Origin of the sequence: Acidovorax sp. LjRoot129 (assembly GCF_964253765.1) — a bacterium.
Lineage (GTDB): Bacteria > Pseudomonadota > Gammaproteobacteria > Burkholderiales > Burkholderiaceae_C > Acidovorax.
The window spans coordinates 2,461,629-2,477,892 of the sequence record NZ_CAXUSE020000001.1; the positions used below are offsets into that span (position 1 = coordinate 2,461,629).

Annotated in this window: 13 protein-coding genes; 10 read left to right on the forward strand and 3 right to left on the reverse strand. The window is 64.9% G+C overall.

Going from position 1 to position 16,264, the window contains the following annotated elements; all coding sequences use genetic code 11:
• Position 1: 1 nt before the first annotated feature.
• The 5 genes from ACSQ3Q_RS11265 (at position 2) to ACSQ3Q_RS11285 (ending at position 6,318) form a co-directional block, all read left to right on the forward strand.
• Complete coding sequence (locus tag ACSQ3Q_RS11265) at positions 2-640, forward strand: 3-oxoacid CoA-transferase subunit B (protein ID WP_436134466.1); 639 nt, start codon at positions 2-4, stop codon at positions 638-640.
• 212 nt (positions 641-852) lie between these two features.
• Positions 853-1,479 carry an ECF-type sigma factor gene (locus tag ACSQ3Q_RS11270; protein WP_436134467.1) on the forward strand — a complete coding sequence of 209 codons (627 nt, stop codon included), beginning with the start codon at positions 853-855 and terminating at the stop codon, positions 1,477-1,479.
• Positions 1,434-4,067: a protein kinase domain-containing protein gene (locus ACSQ3Q_RS11275; RefSeq protein ID WP_436134468.1), complete on the forward strand. Its 2,634-nt coding sequence runs from the start codon at positions 1,434-1,436 to the stop codon at positions 4,065-4,067. Before ACSQ3Q_RS11270 ends, ACSQ3Q_RS11275 begins: the two co-directional genes overlap by 46 nt.
• Before the next feature lie 11 nt (positions 4,068-4,078).
• On the forward strand, positions 4,079-5,239 hold the full coding sequence (locus ACSQ3Q_RS11280; RefSeq protein ID WP_436134469.1) for a glycoside hydrolase family 5 protein: 1,161 nt from the start codon (positions 4,079-4,081) through the stop codon (positions 5,237-5,239).
• Between the two features lie 188 nt (positions 5,240-5,427).
• Positions 5,428-6,318: a glycoside hydrolase family 5 protein gene (locus ACSQ3Q_RS11285; RefSeq protein ID WP_436134470.1), complete on the forward strand. Its 891-nt coding sequence runs from the start codon at positions 5,428-5,430 to the stop codon at positions 6,316-6,318.
• Positions 6,319-6,434: 116 nt separating this feature from the next.
• On the opposite strand, the gene ACSQ3Q_RS11290 is transcribed toward ACSQ3Q_RS11285, so the two are convergent.
• Both ACSQ3Q_RS11290 and ACSQ3Q_RS11295 read right to left on the reverse strand, forming a co-directional pair.
• The gene (locus ACSQ3Q_RS11290; protein ID WP_436132791.1) at positions 6,435-6,728 is read right to left on the reverse strand and encodes a DUF4148 domain-containing protein; all 294 of its coding nucleotides are present in this window, start codon (positions 6,726-6,728) and stop codon (positions 6,435-6,437) included.
• 95 nt (positions 6,729-6,823) lie between these two features.
• On the reverse strand, positions 6,824-7,111 hold the full coding sequence (locus ACSQ3Q_RS11295) for a DUF4148 domain-containing protein (protein WP_436132792.1): 288 nt from the start codon (positions 7,109-7,111) through the stop codon (positions 6,824-6,826).
• A gap of 480 nt (positions 7,112-7,591) precedes the next feature.
• On the opposite strand from ACSQ3Q_RS11295, the gene ACSQ3Q_RS11300 reads away from it, so the two are divergent.
• The 5 genes from ACSQ3Q_RS11300 (at position 7,592) to ACSQ3Q_RS11320 (ending at position 15,512) form a co-directional block, all read left to right on the forward strand.
• Entirely contained in the window at positions 7,592-8,893 is a 1,302-nt protein-coding gene (locus tag ACSQ3Q_RS11300) for an HD-GYP domain-containing protein (protein ID WP_436134471.1), read from the forward strand.
• A gap of 47 nt (positions 8,894-8,940) precedes the next feature.
• Positions 8,941-9,345 (forward strand): VOC family protein, encoded by a 405-nt coding sequence (locus ACSQ3Q_RS11305; RefSeq protein ID WP_436134472.1) that lies wholly within the window; start codon positions 8,941-8,943, stop codon positions 9,343-9,345.
• Positions 9,346-9,627: 282 nt separating this feature from the next.
• The gene (imuA, locus tag ACSQ3Q_RS11310) at positions 9,628-10,500 is read left to right on the forward strand and encodes a translesion DNA synthesis-associated protein ImuA (protein ID WP_436134473.1); all 873 of its coding nucleotides are present in this window, start codon (positions 9,628-9,630) and stop codon (positions 10,498-10,500) included.
• On the forward strand, positions 10,460-12,130 hold the full coding sequence (locus tag ACSQ3Q_RS11315) for a DNA polymerase Y family protein (RefSeq protein WP_436134474.1): 1,671 nt from the start codon (positions 10,460-10,462) through the stop codon (positions 12,128-12,130). The genes imuA and ACSQ3Q_RS11315 overlap by 41 nt, the downstream gene beginning before the upstream one ends.
• Positions 12,114-15,512 (forward strand): error-prone DNA polymerase, encoded by a 3,399-nt coding sequence (locus ACSQ3Q_RS11320; RefSeq protein WP_436134475.1) that lies wholly within the window; start codon positions 12,114-12,116, stop codon positions 15,510-15,512. The genes ACSQ3Q_RS11315 and ACSQ3Q_RS11320 overlap by 17 nt, the downstream gene beginning before the upstream one ends.
• A gap of 165 nt (positions 15,513-15,677) precedes the next feature.
• Here ACSQ3Q_RS11320 and ACSQ3Q_RS11325 read toward each other — a convergent pair whose 3' ends face one another.
• On the reverse strand, positions 15,678-16,190 hold the full coding sequence (locus tag ACSQ3Q_RS11325; protein ID WP_436134476.1) for a M23 family metallopeptidase: 513 nt from the start codon (positions 16,188-16,190) through the stop codon (positions 15,678-15,680).
• Positions 16,191-16,264: the final 74 nt, after the last annotated feature.

Here is a 16,264-nt window from a genome sequence, read left to right on the forward strand (position 1 = left end):
GATGCCCTGGACCCAAGACCAGATGGCCGCACGTGCGGCACAAGAACTCGAAGACGGTTTTTATGTGAACCTGGGCATTGGCATCCCGACGCTGGTGGCCAATTTCACGGGTGATAAGGAAGTGTGGCTGCAGTCCGAGAACGGCATGCTGGGCATTGGCCCCTTCCCCACGGAAGACAATGTGGATCCCGACCTCATCAACGCCGGCAAGCAGACGGTGACCACCATCAAGGGATCGTCGATTTTTGGCAGCGACCAGTCGTTCGCCATGATCCGTGGCGGCAAGATCAATCTCTCGATCCTGGGCGCCATGCAGGTCAGCGAAAAGGGTGACCTGGCCAACTGGATGATTCCCGGCAAGATGGTCAAGGGCATGGGCGGTGCGATGGACCTCGTCGCTGGCGTCAAGCGCGTGATCGTTCTCATGGAGCACGTTGCCAAGAAGAAGGACGGCACCGAAGACCTGAAGATCCTGCCCCAGTGCACCCTGCCGCTCACCGGCGTGGGCGTGGTGGACCGCATCATCACCGACCTGGCGGTGCTGGACGTAACGCCCCAAGGGCTCAAAGTGGTGGAATTGGCGCCGGGTGTTTCTTTCGAAGCGGTTCAAGCCAAAACTGGCGTGACGCTGATCCCGTAAGCCCAGCGCTCATGCGCCTAACACGAAGGCCGGGCCCTGTAGGGTGCCGGCTTTTTTTTAGGTTGGCCCGATCACAGCGCCTGATCAGCTTGAGCTCACGCTGCAACGTTATCGCTTTTTTTTGAAATCCGTGTGTTTGAGACCTCCCGCTGGACCACGGCGCTGTTGTGTCAAAACGTGTGAAGAGCGGCAGGGCCGAAAAAATCGCCCCTATGATCGCGCCGAACAAATCCCGGCGCTTCATGTCATCGATTGCCTTGTCCCATCCCATCACGCAGCTACTGAACGCCTGGTCCGAGGGGAAGGACCAGGCCTTGGAGCGCTTGATCCCCCTGGTCTATTCCGACCTCAAGCGCATCGCCCAGTTTCACATGCGTGGCGAGCGCGACGACCATGTATTGCAGAGAACGGCGCTGGTCCATGAAGCCTTCATGCGCCTGGGAGAGCAACGCGGCAACGTGTGGGACTCTCGCAGCCAGTTCTTTGGCTGGATGTCCACGTTGATGCGGCGCATTCTGGTGGACCACGCCAGAAACCGCGATGCGATCAAGCGCGGCCGCGGCGCTACCGACAAAAATCTCGATGCCATGCAGGAAGAGTCACCCGATGACATGCCGGCGTGCACGTCCAGCGGGCAGTGGCAAAGCCTGCTGCACCTCGACCAGGCCCTGGCGCGGCTGGAGCAACTGGATGCGCGGCAGGGCAGGGTGGTCGAGCTGCGGTTTTTTGGTGGTTTGTCGGTGGGGCAGACTGCAGAGGCGCTGAAAGTTTCCGAAGCCACGGTCAAGCGGGAATGGTCGACCGCCCGCGCCTGGCTGTTGCGCGAACTCAACCCGTGACGGGCGCGGTGGACCGGGCCCACGCCGAGCAGGCCGCCCAGGCACTGCGCTGGCAACGCCTGAAGGGCATCTTGGCCGACGCGCTGGATCTGCCCGCCGGGGAGCAACAGGGCTTTCTGGAGCAGCAGGCGCATGACGAGGAGGAGCTGCAGGAACTCATGGCTTTGCAGGCAGCAGGGCAGGCGCGGAGCCCGCTGCTTGATGTGGGGTCCGGCGCGTTCTTGATGGAGGCGGTGGCCGCCCGGTTTGGGGCTGACTGGCTGGGGCGCGAAGTGGGCCGGTATCGCCTGGTGGAGCTGATTGCCCGCGGGGGCATGGGGCAGGTGTACTGCGCCGAACCCCTGGACGGCGCGCACGACGGTGACGTAGCCATCAAGCTGATGCGGGACGGTTTGGGGAGTGGCGCCCTGACCTCGCGTTTCCTCGCAGAGCGCCAGATACTGTCCAAGCTTGCGCATCCAAATCTGGCACGCTTGCTGGACGGCGGGGTTGCCGATGGTGTGCCCTATCTGGTGATGGAGCTGGTGCGCGGCGAGCCCATCGATGCCTATTGCCAGCGCCATGCCCTGACGTTCGCGCAGCGGATTGCGTTGTTCCAGACCCTGTGCAACGTGGTGCACTACGCACATGGCCAGGGAGTCGTTCACCGCGATCTCAAACCAGACAATGTGCTGGTCACCAACCAGGGCCTTGTGAAACTGGTCGATTTTGGAATTGCCAAAACCCTGGGTCCGCAGCCCCAGCCAGCGACCGCCACTGCGGTGCGCGTCATGACCCTGGCGTGCGCCAGCCCGGAACAAGTGCGCGGTCAACCCATCACGCCTGCCAGCGATGTTTATTCGCTGGGGGTGCTGCTGTACCAGTTGCTCACCGATCAGCCGCCTTACCGGTGGGACTCGTCCAGTGACGATCTCGAGGTGCGCAAAGCCATCTGCGAAACCACACCACTGCGCCCAAGCCGGGCGGTCACCGGCGCCGCACACAAGGCATTGAAAGGAGCCTTGGACAGGGTGGTGATGAAGGCGTTGAACAAGGCACCTGCCCAGCGCCACGCCAGTGCGTTGGCATTGTCAGAGGAGTTGGGCCACTGCGTGCGGGAGAAGCCTGCGGGCGCTGGCACGCGGTGGTTGCAGCGCGTCATTGAATTCACTTGGCGACGCCCGTGGGCAGGAGCATCGGTGGTCGCCATCAGTGTGGCCGGGCTTGTGGGTCTGTCGCTTGCCTGGTATTCCGGGTCCGAGGCCAGCCGGCACAGCGGCTTGGCAAGGCTAGCGCTGGTGTCATCACTGGTGAAAGAGATCGAAGCAGTGCAGGAGTCGCCCGTCTACGCCACTGCGCACCAGCCAGGCCTTCAGCCAGCCGTTCAGGCAGCACTTTCAAAGCTGACGAGCCTTGGGGCAGAACTGGCGACCAGCACAGACCCCGCGTTGCAGCTCGGGATTGGCATGGCCTATCTGCGTGTCGCGGAAGTCCAGGGCGGGCCGCTGGGCATCCACATGGATGACGCGGCAGGCGCCGCTCGGAGCTATGCGTTGGCAGTGGCGGCGCTGGACAAGGCGATAGGCCAAAAGCTCACCGGCGAAGCGCTGCGCCGTGCCCGCCATGCCAAAGTCACGGCTTGGGGTGCATGGGCGCGTGTGTTGTACCTGGAGGGTCAACACGCCGAAGCGAAAGCGCTGGCCATGAAGGCAGTGGCAGAGGCCCGCGCCTTGGCTAAGGCCGAGCCGGGTGCGTGGGAGGCTCGGTGGTTGCAGGCACGTGCCGAGCTGGACTGGGCCAATGCCATCGACCCCAAGAACGAAGGAGCTGCGATGGAGGAAGCACTCCGATCTTCTCGGACCCTCCTTACATCTTTGCTCGATGAGCGGCCCACAGATTGGAGTTTGGCGGAGACGCTGGCGGACAACCATGCACGCAGCGGGCAGCGGTTGATGCATGCCGACCCAGGCAGAGACGCCCGTGCCGAGCCCAGCGCAGAGCGGGCCGTCAGCGAGTTTGAAAAAGCCAAGGAGCTGCTCCAGCAGGCGCTACAGATCCAGGCTGGAAGTGCCAGGCTGCGCCTGAATCTGGCCCTTGCCCAGCGTGACCTGAGTGCCGCGCTGTGGCGCGCCGGCAGAAAGTCGAGCGCCATGGAGAACGGCGAACAGGCTCAAAAAATACTGCACACCCTGCATGAAGAAGTGCCGGGCCAGCGCCTGCTTCAGCTGCGGTGGGCCGAGGTTTCCCTGGCACACGCCGACATCCTGATGGCTGCAGGCTCAGCCAACGCGGCTGTGCGGACGTTGCTCCCCGCCGTCTCGTCGTTCGGGGATCTGGCTTCATCCCGCCCTGACGACCGACTTGCGCAGCTTCGCCATGCAAGGGCTCTTTATGTACTGGGCAAGGCCTTGATAGAGCGCGCCCCGGTGTCGCAAAGCCTGAAAGACGCCCCCCTTCCGGCTGACTGGGTGCAGGCATGCGGGAGCTTTCGTCGGAGTCTGGAGGTGCTCAAGCCTTTGCAGGCGCGGTGGGACGGAGACCCGCTGTTGCCGGACGCCGCCCAGGTTCTTGAAATGCGCCAGGTGCTTCACACCTGTCCGGCCCTTTGATGGCTGTGCACATGACGCTCGGGCTTTGCGGCACGGCAGGGCGGTTTGTGGTTCGTCTCATGGCCTTGCTCATGATGCTGGTGTTACTGATGTCCTTGGCGTCTGCGCCCTGCGCGCAGGCGCAAGGCACACAAGCCACCGTTGAGCCTGCACTCGCCGCCGAACGTCCACTAGGAACAGATCGCGGAGCTTCGCGCAAGGCTTGGGCTGCTGCAGCGGCGTTGTCACGCGGCATCAACTTGTCTGTGTATGCCGCGCCGCGCGAAGGGGACTGGGGCCTGCGCATGGACGACCAATGGATCGACACCCTGGCCAAGGCGGGCTTTCGCAGCGTGCGCCTTTCTGTGCGCTGGAGCAACCATGCCTCTACCGGCCCGGACGCCTTGCTGGACGAAGCCTTTGCGCGGCGCATTGACCGCGTGGTAGACGCACTGCTGGCCCACGACCTGCGGGTGGTCTTGAACATGAGCTTCTACAGCCAGCTCAATGGCCGGGCGCTGGAGGAGGGAGAAGCGCCCGTGGCATCGGGCGCCGTGCGCCCTCGCTTTGTGAACATCTGGAGGCAATTGGCCCAGCGCCACGCCCTTCGTTCGGATCGTCTGCTGTTCGAGCTGTACAACGCCCCTCAGGGAAGCGCCTTGGAGTGGAACAGCCTGGCTGCAGCAGCTCTGGCGGCCATCCGGCAAAGCAATCCGGCAAGGATCGTTGTGATCGCGCCCCTGCACAACGAGGCCCGCCATCTGGTGTCTCTGTCATTGCCCCGGGATGCACATCTGATGGTCACCATCCACAACCGGGAACCCCATCCGTTTACGAAGCAGGGGTTGCCTTGGGTGCCCGGCTCCGAGAAATGGCTGGGAACCCGGTGTTGCGATGAGGCCCAGCGCCTGGATCTGGCACGCAACCTTGACGTTGCCAAGGCATGGTCTGAAACCCACCGCTACCCCGTCTGGCTCGGGTCTTTCGGGGCCACCAGTGCGGCACCGATGGAGTCGCGGGCACGCTACCTCCGCTTGATGCGCGATGCAGCGGAAGCCCGTGGCATGTCGTGGGCGCATACGGATTTCGCGGCCAATTTCAACGTGCGTGATCCACCCTTGGACGCGGGCATCTATGACGTCGTGAAGCGGCAATGGCATCCCTCGTTGCTCAATGCGTTGCTGGGGCCATGACGAAGATGCATCCACGTTTTGCCCAGTGCATTGCATGTGTAGGCGCCTTGCTGGCGCTGGCAGGGTGGGGTGGGAGTTGCCTTGCGCAAACGTTGTTGGCGCAGTCTGCGCCAGCGCCGCTGGGCACGACGGTGCCAGGGGCCTCGCGGCAGGCATGGGCGGCCGCTGCTGCCTTGTCACGCGGCATCATGCTTGCCACAGCGCTGGAGCCAGCGGCAGGATTTTCAGAACCCGGCTTTAACGCCCAAACGATCGCCCAGGCCGGGTTCCGATCGGTGCGGCTGGCGGTGCCGCCCGCATCGCTGCGGTCGGCTGGCACAGCCGTCGCCGAACAGGATCTGCGCCTGCAGCGGCTGGATCACCTCATCGATGTGCTGCTCGCACGGGGGCTTTCTGTGGTGCTGGCGATTCGCGACGAGACAGGGTCTGCAGCCTACTCCACGCACGCGCGGAGCCAGGCCGCGATCGAAGCAAGGCATCGCCAACTGGTGCAGATTTGGCAGCAACTGGCGCGACGTTATTCGAAGCATTCACATCGATTGCTGTTCGAGATTGCTTTTGACCCGGGAACCAGTAGCACGGCCAAGAACCAGCGCGTGCCTTTCTTGCTGAAAGTCATCCGCCAAAGCGACCCCACGCGCGTCGTGGTGCTGGGCTGGGGCGAGGCCATTGGTGTGCCTGACATGCGGTTGCCAGAGGACAGGCATCTCGTCGTGGGCATTGCGCATGCCGAGCCGTTTCGTTTTATCCGGCAGGGGGTTCCCGGGTTGCCGGGCGCCGATCAGTGGCGGGGCAGCACATGCTGCAGTCCACAAGAGATGCAATTGATGGCATTGCCTTTGGACATCGTGAAAGCTTGGTCAGCAGAGCACCGGTACCCCGTCTGGGTGCACGAATTCATGTCCTACAAAGAGATTCCTGCTGATCTGCGTGCCCGGCACGCACGCCTGGTGCGCCAAGCGGCCGAAGACCGCGGATTCTCGTGGACCTACGGAGACTTTGACCGCGGTTTCGGTATCTACGACCCGATCTCCCAAGCATGGCAAGCGCCCGTGTTGCGCGCATTGTTGGGCCCCTGAATACCGGTACGGCACTCCAGCAGAGCCACATCGGCAAAAAAAGGCCGGGGCCCCCTAAGGAGCCCCGGCCTTTTTTTGGCTAAGCGTCTGCAGTGCGATCTGCAGACCCCGCGCAATTACATCGCGCTGAATTCGCCCGATGGAATCTGGCCCGTGCGCAGGGCTTCAGCAGCCTGGGCGCGTACCGCAGCGCGGTCGGCCGTGGACTTGTAAGTCACCACACGCGAACCTGCTGGCTCGATGCTGCGGGTCTGGGCCACGGTGGCGGCTTCTGCAGCCACTTCAGCCCGGGTGCGGTTGGTTTCAAACTTGGTGGCGAATTGCGAAGCATCGGCTTCGTCGGCTTGAGCGCCAAAAGAAGCGAAGGCAGCCACAGCGGCGATAGAGATGAAACGTGCGGTCTTGTTCATGGTGAAACTCCAGTGAAATTCAAATAAAAAGAAGAGGGCGGTTGTTGGTACCTAGGTACCTGCAGATACGGGGAGGCTGAATCCGTGGATTCAGATCAGCCCTGCTCACCCGAAGGAATTTGGCCGGTGCGCACAGCGTCCGCTGCCTGGGCACGCACTGCAGCGCGGTCAGCCGTGGACTTGTAAGTCACGACACGCGAACCAGCAGGCTCAATGCTGCGGGTCTGGGCCACGGTGGCAGCTTCTGCGGAAACTTCAGCACGGGTGCGGCTGGTTTCAAACTTGGTGGCGAATTGCGAAGCATCGGCTTCGTCGGCTTGGGCACCAAAAGAAGCGAAGGCAGCGACAGCGGCGATGGAGAGGAAGCGTGCAGTGTTGTTCATGATGAAGGTCCTTGAAGTTTAAAAAGCGTCTCAAAAAAACCGGAGCGGGGCAGAAAACCAGGAGTTGCCTCAGACCGGGTTCGGTGAGTCGCCTTGCGGGTTCGGCTCATCGATGGGTTGAACTGTACGCGTCGGGGGAGGGGAGAAAAACCCCCTGGTCGCAAACTAACTGTTCCAGTATTGGAAACAATGGGGTCGAAATTCCTCAGGGTTTACCCAAAAATTTGCGGTTCAACACGCCACGGCAATGCGGTTGAGGTGTATCTGTCCTATTGAATTCCGCAAGAGTGAGTGCGCTTCGGTTTCGCCTGTGCAGAGCAAAAACGCCTTATGAAGGGGCGCAGAATTCGTGCTCTCCAACACTCAGGCTTCCCGTCGCGATATGTGTTTTGGCTCAAACCAGGGGGAGTCCGTGCGGCGGCAATTGTTGGAATAGAGCGACCTGCGGTCTTATATTTGCAGCAATCCCTTGGACCACGCATGACTGACTCTTCTGTACCGACAGATATTGAGAACGCAGACAGCCCCCACTATCTGCGCGCTCTGACGGACATGGCTGATCAGCGCACGGTGGTTGCCGGTGCGGCCATCTATACCGACAACGGCATCAAGCTGGTGGAAAAAGGGACCCGCATCGACAGCCGCTTGTATGACCGTTTGGTGCAACACAAGCTGCGCGAACCCATTGACCGGCATTTGTCGGTAGAAGACTCGGTAGACGTGCCTGGCTTGCTGGCAGCGGCCCAAGTGATGGTCGAGCACGAGGCGCTGCCCAACATGCTGGCCCAGGCCCTGGGTTCTGGCGCCCGGCTGCTGGCGCCGCTGCGATCCGTGCCGCTGCCTGCCTCCATAGCCTGCAAGCTCACGGTGATGCGAGAGCAGCGCCCCGAGTTGTTCCAGCACAGCCTGCAGATGGCCACTGTGGCGCTGTTCCTCGGGCTTAAATCTGGCCTGAGCGAACGGGACGGCACCACGTTGGCCGCGGCTGCCCTGTTGCACGATTTGGGTGTGCTGCACATGGACCCTGCATGGAGCGATCCCGACCACAAGGTGGTGGGCGTGCAGCGCAAGCATCTGGTGGCCCATCCCATCACGGCCATGTTGATGATGCGCGATACCCAGGCGTATCCCAGGACGGCGGAGGTGGCGGTGCTGGAGCACCATGAGCGCATGGACGGCAGTGGCTACCCGCGAGGCCTGCAGGGCGCTGACATCAGCCCCATGGGTCAGATCCTGCTGTTGGCGGAAGTGGTCACGGCCTTCTACGAAAAACACGATGACATGCCGGCACAGCGGCTGTCCCTGGTGCTGCGGCTCAACCACCGCAAATTTCCTCCTGCGCTGGTGGCTTGCATCCTGCCCCTGTTGCACGAAGAAGTTGCGCGCGAATCTTCGCTCATGCCCTTGGGCAACGACGCGCAGCATCAGATCGAATTGTTGGCCGAGGCCTTTGCCTACTGGACCAACCTCAAGGCCAGCTTGCCGGGCAGCAAAGCCGTGGTGGGCAGCGCCTTTGCCTTTGCCGATACCCGTTTGCAGGCGCTAGAGAAAACCCTGCTCGAATCCGGTTCTCATCCTCAGCAGCAAAGCGAACTCATTTCCCACTTGCAAAGTGATGTGATGGGCATGGCCGAAGTGGGGCTGGTAAGCCGCGAAGCCTTATGGCAGCTGCAAAGCATCCTGAACGCCTGCCATCGCCGCTGGCCCCAGCTGTCGGACCGGGCCACTCCGCAAGATGCTGTGGTGGCCGACTGGTGTGACTGGGCGCTGCGCCGGTTGTAGAAAGGCAAGGCTGCCGCCAGCGGTGTGCCAAAACTCAGGAGCTCTCCATGATCGACCACACGGGTATCAACGTGAGTTCACTGGCCCGCAGCCGACCGTTCTACGAATCCGTCCTGGCGACCTTGGGCTACGGCGTGCGGCGGGCTATGGAGGACGCCGTCGGATTTGGCGCCCGGGAGCCTCAGCCGGGAGATGATCCGCACGGCGATTTCTGGATTTCTGAAGGCCCTCCGTTCACTCCGCGGTGCCACATGGCCTTTCGCGCGACCAGTGAAGCCCAGGTGCTGGCATTTCACCGGGCCGCGTTGGCGGCAGGCGGGCAAGACAACGGCGCGCCGGGCCTGCGCACCCGCTACCACCCGCGCTACTACGCCGCTTTTGTGTTCGATCCCGACGGCTACAACATCGAGGCGGTGTTCCATGAAAGCGGGCCGGGTGCTGCGGCCGCGTAGACCGTGTAAAGCGCGTTGATGCGCTGAGCACCTTGGAGGCTCCGCCGGGGGGGCGGTGGTGCTATCGGCCCCTTGCTGCTCTACGCCAAGGAGCCTCTGACTGGGTGGAAAGGGGGCTCAATTCCGAGCGCGTGACTCAGGCTAAAACAGGAAAACCTCAAAAAAGAGAGCGCCAGCGTCCACCCCCTGGCGGCTTGTGAGTCCTCCGCGTCATCTTCTTTGATGGCAGCAAAATACTGGTTATATTTACAGTATTCATGCTTTCGGAAGCCCACTTTTTCCATGTCTGCGCCCCGCCTTTCCTGCCGGATTGCTGCATCCGACCTGCCGTCTGCCGTTCCCGGCGTCTGGCATGCCGATGCGCTGGGTGCGGGTGCGCAGCCGACACAGCCCTCGGGCTACACGCTGCTGGATGAACAGCTCCCGGGCGGGGGGTGGCCGGTGGGGGCGCTGAGTGAAGTGTTGCAGCCGCTGCCGGGTTTTCATGAGTGGCAGTTGGTGCTGCCCGCACTGGCGCAGGCCCTGGCAGCCCGTGCAGGCACCGTGGTCGGGGTGGCACCGCCGTATGAGCCCTTTGGCCCGGTGCTGCAATCTCAAGGGCTGGCGGCCCATCGGCTGTGCCTGGTGCGGGCCGATGCGGCCTCTGCCCTGTGGGCGGCAGAGCAGGCCTTGCGATGCCGCGATGTGCTGGCCGTGATGGCTTGGCTCCCGCAGGTCCAGCCTGCGGCGCTGCGCAGGTTGCAGTTGGCGGCTGCACAGCAACACCAGCTACTGTGGGTTTTCAGGCCTCTGTCTGCCGCACCGCAGGCGTCACCGGCCTTGCTGCGCTTGCAGGTGCAAGGGCTGGAGAGGGCGGCCGGGGCGTCTACCTTTCCGGGCATGCAGGTGCAGATCCTCAAACGCCGGGGTCCGCCTCTGGAGCATGGGCTCGATCTGCCTGGATGCCACCCGCGGATGGCCCAGGCGCTGTCCGCCCAGGCCGCACGCAGGCAGGCCATGCAGGAGGCCGCACAGGGCATGGCGATGGTCCAGGTCCAGCGCGCGCAGCTACTGCGCAGCGTGGACCGGGGTTCGGCTCCTGCGCTTGCAGCCGCAAGGCCAGAGGGGAGGGGGCATGCACTGGATCGCGTTGCCACTGCCGCAATGGGCGGCTGAGGAGCCGGTGGCCCTGGCCAACGCCGGCGCCGTGGGCTGGTGGGCACTGCGCTTTACGCCGCGGGTGGCGCTGGTGGACAACGAGGCTTTGCTGCTGGAAGTCTCTACCACCGAGCGCCTCTGGGGTGGGCGCGACGCCTTGATGGCACAGATTTGCGAGGCCTGGTCGATGGCGGCTGCGGGCACTGGGATGGGTGCGGCGACAGTTGCCGTTGTCGCAACTGCAACTGTTGGCTCTGGCTCTGGCTCTGGCTCTGGCTCTGGCTCTGGCTCTGGCTCTGGCTCTGGCTCTGGCTCTGGCTCTGGCTCTGGCTCTGGCTCTGGCTCTGGCTCTGGCGCCCCGGCCCCTGAACCGCCCGCCCCGTCCCTCGTCTGGGGCTGCGGCCCCACCGCGTTGATGGCGCAGGCTTTGTTGCGGATGGCGATGGCAGGGCGTGCGCTGCCGGCCCGCATACCGCAAGGACTGCCCTTGCACACAATCACCGCCCTGCGTCCCCACGTGGCCAGCCTGGAGCGCATGGGCTGCCGCACCTGGGGGGCGCTGCAGGCGCTGCCGCGTGCGGGCGTGGCGCGGCGTTTTGGTGCCGGGGCGCTCAAGGTCCTGGACCAGGCCCTGGGCCAGGCCCCAGAGGCCCACCGCTGGCTTGAGCTGCCCGAAGAATTTGTGCTGACCGTGGAACTCCCCGCGTTGGCAGAGTCGGCCGATGCCCTGCTGTGGAGCGCCAGCCGGTGCCTGACGGTGCTGCAGGGGTGGCTGCAAGCGCGCCAGCAGGGGACGCTGGGGCTGGAGCTGGCCTGGCGGCACGACCTGCGCCGCATCGACGGGGTGGCCATACCCCCCACACGCGCGCTGCAGGTGCGCACGGCGCAGGCCACGCAGGACATGGCGCACCTGCGGCGCCTGCTGTCAGAAAACCTGGCACGCACCGCGCTGGCGGCCCCAGCCAACCAGATCACGCTGCGCCTGCTGGAATCCGCCCCGTTGCAGCAGCGCAGCGCCAGCCTGTTGCCCCCGGATGACCGCAGGGGTGGCGACGATGCTGCCGGCGCCCCGGCCGAGGCCTTGCACCAGTTGCTAGAGCGCCTGTCGGCCCGCCTGGGCGCCGACCGTGTGCTGGCCCCCGTGCTGCAGGCCGACCACCGGCCCGAGCGCATGCAGCAGTGGCGCCCGGCGGCCGAGGTGCTGCGCGTGGCGGCGCCCGCCATCGGCGTTGTGCCCAGGGGCGCTGCCGTCAATGCCTCCGATGCGGCCCTGGACGCCACGCCCGATGCCTTGCTGCAGCCCACCTGGCTGGTGAACCCGCCCCGGCGCCTGTCCGTGCAGGGCAGCAGGCCCTGCCACCACGGGCTGCTGCACCTGCTCAACGGGCCGCACCGCTTCGAGGCGGGTTGGTGGTCGGCGGTCGACGAAGGCGTGGACCCCGCCCACCCTTGCGCGGGCCTGGCCTTGCGCGACTACTTCGTGGCGTACAACGACGTGGCCGGGCTGGTGTGGGTGTTCCGCGAGCGGCTAGCCCCTCAGCCGGAAGATGCCGAGCACGACGAGGCTGCACAGACCCAGCACGCCCGGCAGCCCCAGCGAACCGTGGCGCGCCCCCAGCGCTGGTTCCTGCATGGAATCTTTGGCTGATGCACAAGCGCAGGTTCCCATGGGTGTGAAGCCTTCGTCATCCTCTTCTTTAGCCCCTGTGGCCTCTGCGGGCCTGGCCACCACCCGCGCACCCGCATCCCGGGGCGCTGGTGCAACCGGGCTGCCCGACTACGCCGAGCTGCATTGCCTGTCCAACTTCAGTTTTCAGCGCGGCGCATCGCATCCCCAAGAACTGGTGGCGCGTGCTGTGAAGCTGGGCTACCGGGCGCTGGCACTGACCGACGAATGTTCTGTGGCTGGGGTAGTGCGCGCACACGGCGTCGCACAAGAACTGGACCTGCACCTCATTGTCGGCAGCGAGTTCCTGTGGGGCGACCTGCGGCTGGTGGCTCTGGCGCGCGATGCCGAGGGCTGGGGCAATCTGTGCGAATTCATCACGGCAGCGCGCAGGGCGGCCCCTAAAGGCCAGTACCACGTGGGGCCGGGCAGCCCGTTTGCGCTGCTGCAGGGGTGCGAGCTGTTGCTGGCGCCCATCCGCTCGCGCTTTGATGCTTCTGATTTGATAGCTATCAGCGCTTGTCTATCAAGCGCTAGAGGCCAATTTGACTCAAATTTTGACGGTCACATCTGGCTGGCGGCCGAGTTGCACCTGGCTCCCAACGATGGGCTGTGGCTCGCCACCTTGCAGCGCGCGGGGGCCGAGCTCGGCTTGCCGCTGGTGGCGGCAGGTGACGTACACATGCACAGCCGCCAGCGCAAGCCGCTGCAGGATGTGGTCACTGCCGTGCGCCTGGGCCGCAGCGTGGGCGAGTGTGGCTTTGCGCTGCAGCCCAATGCCGAACGCCACCTGCGCCGCCGCGTGCGGCTGGCAGGCCTTTACCCGCCCGAGCTGCTGGCGGCCACGCTCACCGTGGCGGGGCGCTGCACTTTCAGCCTGAACGAGATCAAGTACCAGTACCCGCTCGAAACGGTGCCGCCCGGCATGACGCCTGCGCAGGCGCTGGCCTGGCTGGTGCAGGCTGGGGTTGCGGGGCGCTATCCGCAAGGCGCACCCGACGGGATTGCCGCGCAGATCCGCAAGGAACTCGACCTGATTTCGGATTGCCAATACGAGATGTACTTCCTCACGGTGCACGACATCGTGCGCTTTGCGCGCAGCATCGGGATCCTGTGCCAGGGCCGGGGCTCGGCCGCCAACTCGGTGGTCTGCTATGTGCTGGGCATCACGGCGGTGGCCCCCGAAGAGTCGCACCTGCTGTTCGAGCGCTTCATCAGCAAGGAGCGCAAGGAGCCGCCCGACATCGACGTGGACTTCGAGCACGACCGGCGCGAAGAAGTCATCCAGTACATCTACGACAAATACGGCCGAGACCGTGCCGCCATCGCAGCCGTCGTCACCTCCTACCGCACGCGCAGCGCGCTGCGCGACGTGGGCAAGGCGCTGGGCGTGGGGCCCGCGCTGGTGGATGCGTTTGCCAAGGACCACCACTGGTTTGATGAAGAGATTGCCACCGACCGCCTGCAGGAACTGGCCGTGGCGGTGGGCGCGCCGCTGCACCGGCACACGGCGCAGTTGTGGCTGGAACTGGCAGACGACCTCCGGGGTTTTCCGCGCCACCTGAGCCAGCACGTGGGCGGTTTTGTGCTGACGCAGGGCAAGCTCACGCGGCTGGTGCCGGTGGAGCCGGCCAGCATGGAGAACCGCTCCGTCATTCAGTGGGACAAGGACGACCTCGATGACATGGGCCTGCTCAAGGTGGACGTGTTGGCCCTGGGCATGCTCAGTGCGCTGCGCCGCTGCCTGGACCTGCGCGCCGTGCTGCGGGGAGCGCGCTGGCAACTGCACGATATTCCGGGCAAGGACTCCGCCACCTACGACATGATCTGCGCCGCCGACACCGTGGGCGTGTTCCAGATCGAGAGCCGCGCGCAGATGAGCATGCTGCCGCGCCTTCGGCCGCGCAAGTTCTATGACCTGGTGGTCGAGGTCGCCATCGTGCGTCCAGGGCCCATTCAGGGGGGCATGGTGCACCCGTATCTCAAGGCGCGTGAGCTGGAGCGGCAGATGCGCAGCGCGGGCAGCGAAGAGCCTTTTCCGCTGGAGTACCCAGAGCTGCGCAACGCGCTGGAGCGCACGCTGGGCGTGCCGATCTTCCAGGAACAGGTGATGCAGATATCCATCGACGCCGCCGGATTCACCCCGGGGCAGGCCGATGACCTGCGCCGCTCGATGGCGGCATGGAAGCGCAAGGGAGGTGTGCACCGTTTTGAAAAGCCATTGAAAGACGGCATGGTGGCCAACGGCTACGCGGCAGAGTTCGCCGACCGCATCTTCCAGCAGATGCTCGGCTTCGGCGAATACGGCTTTCCTGAAAGCCATGCCCACAGCTTTGCCCTGCTGGCCTATGCCAGCAGCTGGCTCAAGTGCCATGAACCCGCGGCTTTCCTCGCCGCGCTGCTCAACTCGCTGCCGATGGGTTTCTACACCGCATCACAACTGGTGCAGGACGCGCGCCGCCACGGCGTGCGCGTGTTGCCCATCGACGTGGCGCACAGCGACATCGATTGCACACTGGAAGGCGCGCTGGAGCACTTGCGGCCCGACAAAGGATTGGCCTCACCGCCCTTGCCGCAGCCTGCGGTGCGCCTGGGCCTGTGCCTGGTGGGCAGCCTGCGGCGCGATGCTGCAGAGCGCCTGGTACAGACGCGCCTGGCCGGCCCTGCCTTTGCCAGCACCGAAGACCTGGCCCTGCGCGCACAACTGAGCCAGCAAGACCTGCAGGCCCTGGCTGCCGCCGACGCGCTGGCCAGCCTGTCGGGCCACCGGCGCCAGCAGATGTGGGATGCGGCGGCCCAGCATGCCGCGCCGGCCCTGCTGCGCGATGTGCCGGTGCACGAGACACCGCTGGAGCTCGCCGCTGCGCCTGAAGGCGAGGAAATCCTGTTCGATTACGCCGCCACCGGCCTCACCCTGCGTCGCCACCCGCTGGCCCTGCTGCGCCCGCGGCTGGAGCGCTGGCGCCTGCTGACCGCGCTGCAACTGAATGCCGTGCCCCACGGCCGCAAGGTGCGCGCCTGCGGCATCGTCACCGTGCGCCAGCGCCCCGGTACCGCCAAAGGCACGATGTTCGTCACGCTCGAGGACGAGACCGGCCCGGTCAACGTGATCGTGTGGCCTTCACTGGTCGATATCTGGCGCAACGCGCTGCTGCGTTCTCAGTTGCTGGCAGTGGAGGGCACCTGGCAATGCAGCGTGCCGGAAGAGAGCGTGCCCGCCCCGGGCCACGATGCTGCATCCCCACCCAGCCCAGGCGCGGCGCCCATGGTGGTGCGCCACCTGGTGGCCCAGCGCTTCAAGGACATGACCCCGCTGCTCGGGCGCATGGCCCACGCGCTGCAGGGCAGCCGGGATTTTCATTGACCTGTGCGCTGAGCCGCTGTCCAGGCCTGTCGCCATCGGCATCGCCATCGCCTGTGCGTTGTTGGGGCGCCCTCCTGGCACCCGCATGGCGAGGCCGCACCGATTTCATGCGCCGTGAGAAAGGCGGCGCGCCGTGGATCGCCGACACTCCATCGCCGCCGTTGATCAGTCTTGCAAGTACGCCCCCGGGTCAATGAACAGCGCCTTCTTGTAGCCCTGGGTCGATCCATCCATCTTCCACGGGGCCGGCAGCATCCGCACGATGGAATAGTGCAGGTGCGGTGGCTTGCCCTGGGCGTTGCCGCTGGCGCCCAAAGTGCCCACCGGCTCTCCAGACGCCACCCACGACAAGGCGCCTGTGCGGATCGAATCCAGGTGGGCGAAGTAATGCAGCCGCCAGCGGGGCCCGAGCACCAGCACCACCTTGCCGCCCTTGGCGATCTCGCCGGTGAACAGCACGAAACCATCGGTGGTGCTCAGCACCGGCGTGCCCGTCTTGCCGAAGATGTCGATCCCCTTGTGCACGCCAGAGCTGCCCCAGGGCTCGAACCAGAATGATTTTGGGTTCCAGTCCCGGGCTGTGGCACCGGCCACAGGGATCTGAATGCGCTCTGGCAGCAATAAACCCGCCACCAGCACGGCCAGCAGGCCAAGGCACACCCTCTTTGCAATTTTCATGAACGGGCTATTGAGGAGCGCCGGGGCGCGAGAGCGCGATTATTCCCCGGCAGTACTCCCGCACCGGCGCGCCC